The 12605-nt window shown below is 34.9% G+C and carries 12 protein-coding genes; 4 read left to right on the plus strand and 8 right to left on the minus strand.

Annotated features, from left to right (window positions below; genetic code table 11):
* Positions 1–52: 52 nt before the first annotated feature.
* Genes QWY86_RS18590 through QWY86_RS18600 form a run of 3 tightly spaced genes read left to right on the plus strand, consistent with a single transcriptional unit; the run spans position 53 to position 1736 of the window.
* Positions 53–550 carry an RNA polymerase sigma factor gene (locus QWY86_RS18590; RefSeq protein ID WP_138821654.1) on the plus strand — a complete coding sequence of 166 codons (498 nt, stop codon included), beginning with the start codon at positions 53–55 and terminating at the stop codon, positions 548–550.
* The gene (locus QWY86_RS18595) at positions 537–1130 is read left to right on the plus strand and encodes a hypothetical protein (RefSeq protein WP_290244314.1); all 594 of its coding nucleotides are present in this window, start codon (positions 537–539) and stop codon (positions 1128–1130) included. The genes QWY86_RS18590 and QWY86_RS18595 overlap by 14 nt, the downstream gene beginning before the upstream one ends.
* A 39-nt stretch (positions 1131–1169) precedes the next feature.
* Positions 1170–1736, plus strand: coding sequence for a DUF922 domain-containing protein (locus tag QWY86_RS18600; RefSeq protein WP_290244316.1), 567 nt, complete (start codon positions 1170–1172; stop codon positions 1734–1736).
* On the opposite strand, the gene QWY86_RS18605 is transcribed toward QWY86_RS18600, so the two are convergent.
* The 5 genes from QWY86_RS18605 to QWY86_RS18625 all read right to left on the minus strand — a co-directional run bounded on the left by QWY86_RS18605 (position 1725) and on the right by QWY86_RS18625 (position 7840).
* On the minus strand, positions 1725–2096 hold the full coding sequence (locus tag QWY86_RS18605) for a diacylglycerol kinase family protein (RefSeq protein WP_290244318.1): 372 nt from the start codon (positions 2094–2096) through the stop codon (positions 1725–1727). The two genes, QWY86_RS18600 and QWY86_RS18605, sit on opposite strands and share 12 nt — an antisense overlap.
* A gap of 2 nt (positions 2097–2098) precedes the next feature.
* On the minus strand, positions 2099–2704 hold the full coding sequence (locus tag QWY86_RS18610; protein WP_290244319.1) for a hypothetical protein: 606 nt from the start codon (positions 2702–2704) through the stop codon (positions 2099–2101).
* 63 nt (positions 2705–2767) lie between these two features.
* A complete protein-coding gene (locus tag QWY86_RS18615) occupies positions 2768–4678 on the minus strand; it encodes a beta-N-acetylhexosaminidase (RefSeq protein ID WP_290244320.1) in 1911 nt (636 codons plus the stop codon).
* A gap of 338 nt (positions 4679–5016) precedes the next feature.
* Positions 5017–5973: a thioredoxin-disulfide reductase gene (gene trxB, locus QWY86_RS18620; RefSeq protein ID WP_290244321.1), complete on the minus strand. Its 957-nt coding sequence runs from the start codon at positions 5971–5973 to the stop codon at positions 5017–5019.
* A 238-nt stretch (positions 5974–6211) separates the two neighbouring features.
* Positions 6212–7840: an acyl-CoA carboxylase subunit beta gene (locus QWY86_RS18625; protein ID WP_290244322.1), complete on the minus strand. Its 1629-nt coding sequence runs from the start codon at positions 7838–7840 to the stop codon at positions 6212–6214.
* 331 nt (positions 7841–8171) lie between these two features.
* Between QWY86_RS18625 and QWY86_RS18630 the strand changes: the two genes are divergently transcribed.
* Positions 8172–8615 carry a DUF2721 domain-containing protein gene (locus QWY86_RS18630; protein ID WP_290244323.1) on the plus strand — a complete coding sequence of 148 codons (444 nt, stop codon included), beginning with the start codon at positions 8172–8174 and terminating at the stop codon, positions 8613–8615.
* A 41-nt stretch (positions 8616–8656) separates the two neighbouring features.
* Here the strand turns inward: QWY86_RS18630 and QWY86_RS18635 are convergent, their stop codons facing one another.
* The 3 genes from QWY86_RS18635 to QWY86_RS18645 all read right to left on the minus strand — a co-directional run bounded on the left by QWY86_RS18635 (position 8657) and on the right by QWY86_RS18645 (position 12529).
* A complete protein-coding gene (locus QWY86_RS18635) occupies positions 8657–9121 on the minus strand; it encodes a MaoC family dehydratase (protein ID WP_290244324.1) in 465 nt (154 codons plus the stop codon).
* A gap of 55 nt (positions 9122–9176) precedes the next feature.
* Positions 9177–9770, minus strand: a complete 594-nt coding sequence (locus tag QWY86_RS18640) for an LOG family protein (RefSeq protein ID WP_290244326.1) — start codon at positions 9768–9770, stop codon at positions 9177–9179.
* A gap of 182 nt (positions 9771–9952) precedes the next feature.
* Positions 9953–12529: a TonB-dependent receptor gene (locus tag QWY86_RS18645; protein WP_290244327.1), complete on the minus strand. Its 2577-nt coding sequence runs from the start codon at positions 12527–12529 to the stop codon at positions 9953–9955.
* Positions 12530–12605 lie beyond the last annotated feature (76 nt).

The raw sequence follows: 12605 nt of genomic DNA on the forward strand, positions 1-12605 counted from the left end.
GCTGTAACAAAAGATACAACCAACCATCTAAAAAGCAATTACATCCTACTAAATGGAGCAAAAAGACAAGTTATTTAAGCAAATCTTCGATTCGAATTCCAAAAAAATATTCCATTTATGTTATGGTTACACAGGCGATACCGATGCAGCTAACGATCTCTTACAGGAAACATTTTTAAAAGTTTGGCAAAATCTTGATAAATTCAGAAACAAATCATTAATATCTACCTGGATATACAGAATAGCAGTTAACACCTGTTTAACTTATTTACGCTCTGAAAAACGACAGGCAAAAGACGAGTTAACCGATAATATTATTGAAAATAAAATCGAAGAATTTTCTGAAAAAAATGAACAAGTTGCATTGCTTTATACTTGTATTTCTAAGCTCGAAGAAAACGATCGCTTGATTATTACCATGGTATTAGATGAACTACCATACCACGAAATAGCAGATATTTCAGGAATTAGTGAAGGCAATTTAAGAGTAAAAATTCATCGTATTAAACAGAAATTAACAGAATTATACAACCAATATGCAAGCGTTTGATCAAATACAGGAGTTGTGGCAAAAGCATGATGTAGAACTTAGAGTTTCTGCAGATGAAATGTTGCAACAGGCAAAGAAAGAAGTGAATGGATTGAAGCTAAAATCTGCTTTGAATATTTTAGGTATGCTAGCATCTTTTATAGCAATCGCAGCGCTTTGGATATTTTTCCACTTCGAATCGTGGACTACACATGTAGGTATAAGCATTACAATTGTAGCAATTGGAGTTTACACATTAATTCTTTATCGTGATTACAGATTAATTTCTAAAACAGATTTTACCGTACACCCTAACCAATACTTAAACAATTTAAAAACCTATCAATTAAACCGTTATAAACTTTACAACACACTTTATTGGTTTTACACGGTAGCCTTATCGCTTGGTATATTGTTTTATTTTATTGAAGTACTAGCATATTTAAGCATGGTTCAAAAAGTTATTGCCATTGCTTTAACTGCATTATGGATTCTATTCTGCTCTACTATTTTAAGAAAAGCAGTTATAAAACGTGAAAAAGAACGAATTTCATTACTAATAGAAAAATTTGAACGAATTAGTATACAAATCTCAGAATAGAAAATAGTTAGGCACGGTTTTTTCAATTAGTTTTTTGCTATGAAAAACCTTGTCTTATTTATTATAATTGCCGTTTCCTTACCATTAATTTCTTTTAAGCAGGATTTTCCAGAACCTGTACAATTAAACTTCGAAACTTATTTCAAAGGCAAACCCGATGAAAACTCACCATACTTTGCCCTTACTTCAATGACTTGGAAATACAGTTATGAATCAACGATATACCGCAATCGGGTCGTAATAAATTTAAAAAATGAGGTTGCTATTGATAAAAACCGTTCTTGGGTAAAATGGGATAAAATTAATAACGAAGAAACTAAAGCTAACTTACTACATCACGAACAAGGCCATGTAAATATTCATTATATCCTTCAGTTAGAATCTGATAGAGTATTGAAAAACAGAAATTACTCCGTCAAAAACTTTAAGAATCAAATTTCAGATTTAGCCAACCAAATCAGCAAATATTATGATACCATGCAACGGAATTACGATGACGAAACCGAACATGGAATAAATCGTAAGATGCAGGCACGCTGGGACAAAATAATCGAAGATAAAATTGCAGAGGCTAAAGCAGCTACTTTAGCCGATTCAAGGAAATAACTTTGGGTAAAATATAATTAAACCAACAATCACGGCGAATATAGCAGCAATCAATACTGCTCCTGCTGCTAAATCTTTAACAATTTTTATTTTAGGATTGATTTCTGGAGACACTACATCTGCCAGCTTTTCTATTGACGAATTAAAAATCTCAGCAATAAAAACTAAAATAATTATACCAATAATTGCAACCCATTCTAATGAAGATATTTTCAGCCAAAAAGAAATAGCTAAAGCTAAAATTGCTGCTAACAAGTGTATTCTTGCGTTGTGTTCTGTGTAGAAAAACAACTTCAATCCATTAAAAGCGTATCCAAAACTCTTAATTCTATCTTTTAATGAAAACTTTTTGTTACTCAAAATTATTCAGGTTTAACTTCATCTGTAGAAAAAATATTTCCTCTTAATTTATATTGGTAGGTTTTGGTAATTGTCTTAGTGCTATCTTCAACATCTTTAGCCGGAAACGAACGATACAATTCTCCATTTTTTATAAAAAACTTATCGTTGCCATTATATCCTTTTTTTTGATTTGAAGTTAATGAAGGGAAATTAATTTTATTAAAATTACCTGATGAATATTCAAATACATTCAAATCTAAAACTGTTTTTTCTCTCAAAAGCTGAATATAAATTTCTGGATTACCATCATTATCCAAATCCATATTCCATGCATCGTTTAAAATTCCACTGCGTTCTACTGATGTTGAACGATAAATGTTTTTTACAGAATCCGACATCAGTATTTGATAACCTCCGATAGAATCTTTGCCTTTTCCCCAACTAAAAACTTCAAAGTTTAGCCCAGGTTTAACTTCAATATCTGTATAAAATGGAAATGGATTTTTTCTAACAGCTGGAGTTTCAATTTTAGTTTCCTTTACTTCTTCGGTTTCAGTGCATGATAAGCAAAACAGCATCCCCACTAAAAGCAAAAGATGCTGTTTTCTTAAAGTTCTTATTTTCATTTCTTTGGGACGTTTATTCTATTCACCAAATTAAGAAAATTAGATTTTTTAAACAAGATATTTTTATTTCTTCGCTTCAGTTTTAGCAACTGGTGCGCCGTTATCTAAAATGGTTTCAGTTGTAACGCTTCTCTTACCGCTTGGAGCGATTACAATCGTTTTTAAAGTTCTTTTTTCACCTTGTGGAACTTTTACTGAAATTGGTTTTGTATATAAAAATGCGTTTTCCGAAGGTCTTGATTCATCAAGTGAATAATAAATTTTACCACCTTTTATCGGAACCTTTAAATCAATTGTAAAGTCACTTCCAGTAAGCGGTTTATCACTTTGCCCGATTGGTGTAGGCACCCACAAATTCCAGCCTTTTTTATCCAAGTTAGCCAAATGGTTTGGCAAACGTTCTTCACTAAAATTCTTTAAATCTTTACGTTCAACCGGGCTCCACGCAATTTCTGACAATGCTAATATACGTGGGAAAGCATGATTTTCAGCCTTTTCAGGTGTTTTAATGTACTCACTCCACATATTTGCCTGCACACCTTTAATGTGTTTTCTTTGGTCGGCAGTTAATACTTTCGGAATCGGATCGTAAGCATATATTTTTTGATAAGGAGCATAACCACCAATTGTAACAGGTTCATCTGGAGAGTTTGATTGTTTATGGTCGATGTACAAACCCATTGAGCCTGGTGTCATAATTACATCGTGGTTTTGTTGCGCAGCAGCGATACCGCCATCCTCTCCTCTCCAACTCATTACCGTTGCATTAGGTGCTAAACCGCCTTCTAAGATTTCATCCCAACCGATTATAGAACGACCTTTTCCATTCACATGTTTCTCAATTGTTTGGATGAAATAACTTTGTAATTCGTGCTCATCTTTTAACCCTTTTTGCTTCATTAATTGCTGGCAAAAAGGAGATTCTTTCCAATAGGTTTTCGGTGCTTCGTCGCCACCGATATGAATATATTTCGATGGAAATATTGCAATAACTTCATCTAATACATTGTTTAAAAAAGTAAATGTGTTTTCTGATGGAACAAAAATATCGTCAAATACCCCCCAGGTTTGCTGTACCTGTTTACCTTTTCTGCTTCCAGCCCATGGCGTTTTATCACTTACAAAAGTATTTCTATCTGGAAAACAACTTAATTCTGGGTAAGCCGCAATTGCTGCTGATGCATGTCCAGGCAATTCGATTTCGGGTATTACGGTAATGAATTTTTCTGCGGCATAGCGAACAATTTCTTTTGCTTCATCTTGAGTATAAAATCCTTTAACTTCTGTTAAATAATTTCCGTTGCCAGGATAATGACCTATTACAGAGCCATTTCTTACAGAGCCAACGGTAGTTAATTTTGGATATTTTTTTATCTCTAATCTCCATCCTTGGTCATCAGTTAAATGCCAATGAAAAGTATTGATTTTATAGTATGCTAGCTGGTCGATATATTTTTTGATAAACGAAATCGGGAAATAATGACGGCATACGTCTAGCATTGTACCTCGGTAACTGAAACGAGGATAATCGTTAATTGTTACTGCAGGAATATTTATTGCACCTGAACCTTTTGCAGGCAGCATTTGCATAAAAGATTGTACTGCGTAAAACAATCCTGCACCTTTACCAACCAGTTTGATTTGATTAGGTGTTACAATTATGTTATAGCCTTCTACAGGTAATTTATCAGCACCAACGGATGTTAAAATAATTGATTTTTGATTCTGCTGTGAAAGTTTAACCTCTCTCAATGCAAAACCCGCATTACTTACTATAAATGCGTTTAGTAAATCTGCTGATTTTGCACCATCAATACTTTGATTTATTAAAACTGCGGTTTTATCTAATACAAAATTACCACTGCTTTTTTTGATTGATACCGGAGCCGGAATAATGCCCAAATTTGGGTCTGATTGGGCAAAAACAGATGTACTGATTAACACGCCAATGAAAATCGAAAATACTTTGTTCATAATATAGATTTGGTTTTGTTATATACCCCAAGATATAGATTATGTGAATATTATAATTAGCACATTTTCGTTACAATCAACATCAAACGTTTGATTTACCATTCAACAAGCATTAAAAATTTTGCCGGGAAAGTTTCAGAAGTGTTACTGCTTTAAACTAATTAAACCGGATTGAAGTGATATACTTTTTGTTGCAGTTGCATTGATTTTTGCAGAACGATGCCAAAAAGATTTAACGGAAAGCCGGGCTGTAATAAGCTATGGAAAACCTAAAATTGCTTTACAAAAAAAGAGAAACCAATACTGATTTCTCTCTTTTTTATTATAACAATAGTTATTTATGCTTCTATAGGATGTTCTTTAGCAGCCAAATACCTTTCAGCATCTAAAGCAGCCATACAGCCAGAACCCGCAGCCGTTACAGCTTGTCTGTAATACATATCCTGAACATCGCCACAGGCAAAAACACCTTCGATATTTGTTAAGGTTGAGCCTGGTTTGGTGCTCAAATAACCTGTTTCATCCATATCTAATTGTCCCTTGAATATATCTGTATTCGGCTTGTGACCAATTGCGACGAAGAAACCTTCGACAGGAATTTCTGAAGTAATGTTAGTTTGATTATTTATAACCTTTACTGCAGTTACATTTTTACCATTCCCTAAAATTTCCTCAGTTTCGGTATTGTAATGCACAATAATATTCGGCGTAGCTAGAACGCGGCTAACCATTGCTTTCGAAGCTCTGAACTCGTCCCTACGAACCAGTAAATGAACGGTTTTGCAAAGTTTTGCTAAGTAAGTTGCTTCTTCGGCAGCGGTATCTCCTGCCCCAACAATTGCTACATCTTGTCCTTTAAAAAAGAAACCATCACAAACTGCACAAGCAGAAACGCCAAAACCATTGTATTGTTGCTCACTTGGTAAGCCCAACCATTTTGCAGTTGCGCCTGTAGCAATAATTACGGTATCGGCAGTAATGGTTTTAATTTCATCAACCACTACCTTATGCGGCGTAGAAGAAAAATCGACAGAGCTTACGTAACCAAAACGAATATCAGTACCAAAACGTTCTGCTTGTTTACGGAAATCTTCCATCATCTCAGGCCCCATGATTCCTTGCGGATAACCCGGGAAATTTTCTACATCAGTTGTTTGCGTTAACTGACCACCAGCTTGCATTCCGGTGTACATAATTGGTTTTAAATCTGCTCTGGCTGCGTAAATTGCAGCTGTATAACCAGCCGGACCAGAACCAATAATTAAACACTGAACGTGCTCGTTTTCTTGTGACATTATATTGCGTGTTTGAAATTCAATAATCGAAAAGCAAATTTAGTGCTTTAAATAATTGTTAACAAGTGGGCATTGTCAACATAGTTTACTTATTAACAATGAACTTTAGATAAATGTTATCATTCTAATCAACACGCCTTGTTCTGATTGATGAATCGTATAAAGTATTCACCAAAAATTTTCTTAATGTCAGTTTCTGAGTAGCCATTTTTTTTAGGTTTAGTTGTTAAACAACCTATTAGGTTTGAATTATACCAACGTTAAATCTTTTCTTAATTGGCGATTGATTTGCAGCCTCGATACCCATGGAGATGACTTTTCTAGTTTCCATTGGATCAATAATTCCATCTACCCAAAGTCTTGATGCAGCATAATATGGGGTAGTTTGACTATCGTATTTATCGGTGATTTCTTTGAGTAGTTCTGCCTTTTTTTCTGGCGTAATAACTTCGCCTTTTGCTTTTAAAGATGCTTCCTGAATTTGCAATAAAGTTTTTGCTGCTTGTGCGCCACCCATAACTGCAATTTTTGCAGTTGGCCAGGCGTAAATTAATCGTGGGTCGTAAGCTTTGCCGCACATGGCGTAATTACCAGCACCATAAGAATTACCGATAACAATAGTAAATTTTGGCACTACAGAATTTGCAACGGCATTTACCATTTTGGCACCATCTTTAATAATTCCGCCATGCTCTGAACGGCTTCCAACCATAAAACCCGTTACATCTTGTAAAAAAACCAATGGAATTTTCTTTTGATTACAGTTCATAATAAAACGTGAGGCTTTATCGGCACTATCAGAATAAATAACACCACCAAACTGCAATTCGCCTTTTTTAGATTTCACTACTTTTCTTTGGTTAGCAACAATACCAACTGCCCATCCATCAATTCTGCCTAAACCACAAACAATGCTTTGTCCGTAACCCTTTTTATATTCCTCAAATTCAGAATCATCAACCAAGCGGTTAATAATATCCATTATCTGGTATTGTATATCCCTGTTTTCTGGAATTATACCATAAAGCTCTTCCTCCTTTTGTTTAGGTTTGGCTGACTTAATTCTATCGAAACCTGCATTTTCCGGAGCACCTAGTTTGCTTATTATATTGCGAATACTATCTAAACAAGCTTCATCGTTAGGATGCTTATAGTCCGTTACGCCAGAAATTTCGCAATGTGTAGTCGCACCACCCAAAGTTTCATTATCTACTTCTTCACCTATGGCTGATTTTACCAAATAAGAACCTGCTAAAAACACTGAGCCAGTCTTATCTACAATCATTGCTTCATCGCTCATAATTGGCAAATAGGCGCCACCGGCTACACATGCACCCATTATAGCCGATATTTGAACAATTCCTTCTGATGACATAATTGCGTTATTACGAAACATTCTCCCAAAATGCTCTTTATCAGGAAATATTTCGTCTTGCATTGGCAGATAAACACCCGCACTATCAACCAAATAAATTACTGGTAATCGGTTTTCCATTGCAATTTCTTGTGCCCTGAGGTTTTTCTTAGCAGTCATTGGGAACCAGGCACCCGCCTTAACAGTGGCATCGTTAGCAACAATCATACATTGCCTCCCACTCACATAGCCTATACCGCAAACCACGCCAGCCGAAGGACAACCACCTTGTTCTGTATACATTCCATCGGCAGTGAATGCACCAACCTCTAGAAATGCTGAATCTTTATCAATTAAATAATTTACACGCTCTCTGGCAAGCAGTTTACCTTTTTCCTTCTGCTTGGCAGCATTTTTTTCGCCACCTCCTTGGTAGATTTTTTTTAGTTTAACTTTTAACTCGTAAACCAATTGCTTGTTTACATCTTCGTTCTTGTTAAATTCGATATTCATGGCGGCAATTTAAATTTATTTTTACAAAATGCGTTGCGACTGATTTGGTTTCCGGTCTATCTCGGTTTTTAACCCTAATGTGCGCAGATTATTTTTAACCATTAACGGCAAAAAGAAAAATACAGAGAATAAAAGTGAAAAATTCTAATCATGCAATAAAGAAATAATCTTCATCACTTTGTGTTACGCTGTGAAGACCTCTGTTTTTTCTGTGGTAACTGTAATCATTTCAAGCATCCAACTTTGCTTTTTTTGCGAAAACCTAGCGTTCTTTGCGGCAAAAACATCTCAATATCCATTTAAAATAATATTTTTGGTTAAATAAAGCTAAATGGAGTTAACAATAAATATCCCTGCACTACTATTTCCGGCGATAAGTTTAATTATGCTGGCTTACACCAATCGATTTTTAGCTTTAGCAAGTTTGGTTAGAAGTTTGAAATCAAAATACGAATCGGAGGATAAAAACATTGCATTACACAAGCAAATTGGAAATCTTCGTTATCGCTTAAAGCTGATAAAAAACATGCAAGCTTTTGGTGTTTTAAGCTTCGCCAGTTGCTTATTTTGTATGTTTTTTATTTATTTAAGGTGGAATACAATTGCAGAAATTCTTTTTGCCTTGAGTTTGATATTCTTTATGATTTCGCTGGTAATCTCACTAATTGAAATTCAGATAAGTACCAAAGCTTTAGAGCTGGAACTAAGTGGCTTAGAAGAATTAGAGGAAGAATCTCTTAGTGGATTTATTAAAAAGAAATTTAATAAAGATTAGAAGTTACCACACAAAATAATGATGTGGTAACTCAAATATTTTTATTCTGTAATAAAATGATATAAGAAAACAACTTCGCCAGTAAAGGCAGGTTTCTTCTGGTCTTCAATTTCCATTTCTATACCCATGTGTACTTTTGTAACGCCACGAAGATTTACAATTGATGCCAATTTTGCCTTTAACCTAATTTTACTATCAACAATTACAGGTTGTGCAAAGCGTAAGCTTTCGATACCGTAATTAATTTCCATTTTCAAGTTACGAATTTCAACAATTTCTTTCCATAGATAAGGAATTAAAGCAAGTGTTAAATAGCCGTGTGCAATAGTTGCCTTAAATGGTCCTTCATTTTTAGCTCTATCCTCATCGGTGTGTATCCATTGATGATCCAAAGTAGCATCGGCAAATTTATTTATTTGTTCTTGAGTAATTTTATGCCATGAAGATACGCCTAACGCTTTACCTAAATGTTGTTCAAATTCTGCGTGTGATGAAATGATTTGCATTTTTATATATTTTGTGATGCTTTTTAGTTCAAAGCAATTTATTATTTATTGTATTTTATATCAGATTTCGCTCCCTAAACCAAACCTCATCTGGTGTAGCAGAAAAGTTATCCATTTTATCAATTAATGATTTTGCGCTTTCTTCATTAAATACCAAATCTCGATTTGCAGGCTTAAGAAACTTATGTTGAACCATTACCTCCATTTGCGCAAATAGCGGGTCGTAAAAGCCATTAACATTTAAAACTCCAATTGGTTTATTGTGCAAACCTAACTGCAACCATGTTAATACCTCAAAAAATTCTTCTAATGTGCCAAAACCTCCAGGTAATATAATAAAACCATCGCTCAAATCGGCCATTTTTTGTTTACGTTGATGCATATTTTCAGTAAGAATCATCTCCGTAACGCCCTTATGCCCAACCTCTTTATCCATTAAAAATTGAGGAATTACACCAGTTACCTGTCCACCAAGCTCAAGAACATCATTAGCTAAAACACCCATTACCCCAACACTTCCACCACCGTAAACCAATCTGATTTGCTGTTCTACTAAACTTTGAGCTAATTCTTTAATTGCGCTTCTTAATTTTTCATCGCCGTTAAAATTTGAGCCACAATAAACACAAACGGCTTTTAATTTATTCATTTATCAAAAATTTAACGAAGTTAAGATTTTCAAATTGCTCAATAAATTTTAATTCTGCACAAAGCTGTTACAGTTATACTTTTTATGGTTTAGCGCTCAATTACGGTAGTTTATTTTCGTTAAAACAAAAAGCGCCGATAAATCGACGCCTTTTAACCAAGTATATGAGAGAAAAGATTTGCTTAAAAATTAAAGCGCAAGGTTGCGCCATACGTTCTTGGGTCGCCGAGAACGCCTGCGTATAAGCCAGAGTTTCCAGCCGCCGCTTGTAGCTGTTCATAATAATTTTTGTTTCCGATATTTCTACTCCAAACAAAAAACGAAAATTTGTCTGATCTGAATCCTAAACGAGCATTAAACAATGAATAACCTGCAACATTTAACACACTTGAAGGCGTTGCATTAGATGAATAATCTGAACGGTAACTTACATCACCAGCAACAAAATATCTTCCGGCTTGAGTTGTTAAATTACCTGCAGTACTTAATTCTGCCCCACCTGAAACATTCCATTTAGAAATCCCTGGTAATCTACCACCAGAAGCATCTTTGAAAGCAACTTGTGTTGCTACACCGTTTATAACTTCAGTATGCCCTGTTTCTTCTAACGGAAGTGGTGCATTTGTAAATGTTTCATATTTACCATCAAGGTAAGATAAAGCTGCATTTAGAGATAAAAATCTTTCTAATTGATAAGTTCCGTCAATTTCTAAACCTTTAACATTTACTTTTTCAGCGTTAGCTAAATAACCTCTGTTAACACCCAATTGTGGTGATTGAACATTTGTCTGATAATCTTTAATATCGGTATTGAAAGCCGTTACATTAAGTATTGCGCCTTTAAAAGGTTTTGTTTTAACACCTAATTCGTAGTGTTCAACATATTCTGGTTTAACAACAGCTAAACTTAAATCTGCCTGACCATTTGATGTAGTTGGTAATCCACCAACATTAACCCCAACAGGTTTGTAAGCGGTGGAGAAAGTTCCATAAATATTTAATCTGGTTGTTGGTCTGTAAGAAACAGTAATATTTCCAGATAGATTATTGTTTTGCGTGCTGGTATTAAATTGTTGGTTGCTATAAACTGCTGCCTTTAATGCTAATAAGGCGGCATCTGTTGTTTGCAAACCGCCATAAGTGTTTCTGTCATAGTCTACATCTTTTTTATCATACGTAAACCTTAAACCTGGTAGAACATGCAAATGCTCTAAAACTTCCCAATCTACCTGACCGAAAACCGCAGCACTTAGCGATTTAATTGTTGAATTTGTTCTAATACCAAAACCATCTAATAAACCTGGAGTTGAATATAACGCTTGAGCACCAGTATTTGCTGTTTGAACAAATCTCCATTGGTCTTTTCCTGTTTCTTCAGTTTGACCTAAGCCTTGTAGATTTTGACCTAATGCAAAAACGCCAATTACACCACTTAATTTATCTGTAATGTTTCCGGCATATCTAATTTCTTGCGAATATTGATCGTGACGAGAATTGCCCTGAGATTTTGTAAGCGCTGAAACTTCTGAGAAATCTCTATCATTTGTTGGATCCCAGTTCCAAAATCTCCAGGCAGTAGTTGAAGTTAAGGTTCCGCCGCCAATTTTATAATCAACGTTTACTGATAATCCGCCAATTGATTGGTTATGTCTCCAAGGCGTATTGGTATTAATTTCTCTTGAAAAAGGATCAATTTTTGGCTGTTGATAGCCTAAATCAGAAATAATTCTGGCATATTGACGATAAGCACTTCGCTCTGTTTGAGTTACACCAGCAATAACCAAAGGATAACCAGCCGGATGCTGAATACTTACATCACCACTTAACAAAACTTGTAATTTATCTGAAGGCGTAAAGTATAGTTGACCTTTAAAACCCAGGTTATTTTGTCCGCTATACAATCTTTCTTCTCTTGTGTTCCAAATTGTTCCATCGCGTTGCGTACCAGAGATTGATATTTTAGCCGAAAGATTTTTTGTTAAGCCACCCGAAACAGATGCTTTAGCTTGTATAAAATTATAATTACCAACACTAATTTCTGCCTTTGCAGATGGCGTTTGCGTTGGTTTTGTAGTAGTTATGTTAAATGCACCAGCCGTTGTATTTTTACCAAATAATGTTCCCTGCGGACCGCGAATAACTTCTATTCTTTCAATATCAAGGAAATCTGTTGAGGTCGCGGCCGGACGAGCATGATAAACTCCATCTACGTAAAAACCAACACCTGGGTCTATACCATCATTTGTTAAACCGAAAGTAGAACCTAATCCACGGATGTTTAAAGTTGTGTTACGAGCATTAGATGCATAAAGTTGCACAGATGGAACCAATTCTTTTAAACGATTAACATTAAATGCTCCGGCGTTTTCAGCTGCTTGGCCACCAATTACAGTAATTGGAATTGGCACATCTTGCAAAACTTCTGATCTTCTTCTTGATGTTACTACAATTTCATCTAATTGAGTATTTTCTACTAAAACGAGTTCAATTGTGTCTTGAAGTTTTAATATCTGAAAATCCTGAGGTTTATAACCAACGGAACTTACCTGGATGTAAAATGGCGGCTCTTGTTTTGCATCAATAGTAAAAATACCTTGCTCATTTGCCTTTGCCGTTAAATTTGTGCCTCTTACTTTAATTGTTGCATTTGGGATTATTGAACCATTTGGTCCTTTTATTTTACCAGTTATTGGATTTTGAGCAAAAGAATAACTCGTGTAAAGTATTATTGAAAAGATTATTAATAAACTTTTTTTCATGATTAGTTTAATGTGTTTGGGTTAGATTTTGTGGATTACTACTGCGTTCGAAATGCTTTTTCAAGTTTGTTTAAAG

The organism is Pedobacter aquatilis, assembly GCF_030409415.1.
GTDB lineage: Bacteria > Bacteroidota > Bacteroidia > Sphingobacteriales > Sphingobacteriaceae > Pedobacter > Pedobacter aquatilis.

Excerpts from the sequence above, each read along its gene's own strand:
- QWY86_RS18635 (WP_290244324.1), bottom strand. The coding sequence starts at position 9,121 with ATGCAAATCATTTCATCACACGCAGAATTTGAACAACATTTAGGTAAA.
- QWY86_RS18615 (WP_290244320.1), bottom strand. The coding sequence starts at position 4,678 with ATGAACAAAGTATTTTCGATTTTCATTGGCGTGTTAATCAGTACATCT.
- trxB (WP_290244321.1), bottom strand. The coding sequence starts at position 5,973 with ATGTCACAAGAAAACGAGCACGTTCAGTGTTTAATTATTGGTTCTGGT.
- QWY86_RS18610 (WP_290244319.1), bottom strand. The coding sequence starts at position 2,704 with ATGAAAATAAGAACTTTAAGAAAACAGCATCTTTTGCTTTTAGTGGGG.
- QWY86_RS18630 (WP_290244323.1), top strand. The coding sequence starts at position 8,172 with ATGGAGTTAACAATAAATATCCCTGCACTACTATTTCCGGCGATAAGT.
- QWY86_RS18600 (WP_290244316.1), top strand. The coding sequence starts at position 1,170 with ATGAAAAACCTTGTCTTATTTATTATAATTGCCGTTTCCTTACCATTA.
- QWY86_RS18645 (WP_290244327.1), bottom strand. The coding sequence starts at position 12,529 with ATGAAAAAAAGTTTATTAATAATCTTTTCAATAATACTTTACACGAGT.
- QWY86_RS18590 (WP_138821654.1), top strand. The coding sequence starts at position 53 with ATGGAGCAAAAAGACAAGTTATTTAAGCAAATCTTCGATTCGAATTCC.
- QWY86_RS18640 (WP_290244326.1), bottom strand. The coding sequence starts at position 9,770 with ATGAATAAATTAAAAGCCGTTTGTGTTTATTGTGGCTCAAATTTTAAC.
- QWY86_RS18595 (WP_290244314.1), top strand. The coding sequence starts at position 537 with ATGCAAGCGTTTGATCAAATACAGGAGTTGTGGCAAAAGCATGATGTA.
- QWY86_RS18625 (WP_290244322.1), bottom strand. The coding sequence starts at position 7,840 with ATGAATATCGAATTTAACAAGAACGAAGATGTAAACAAGCAATTGGTT.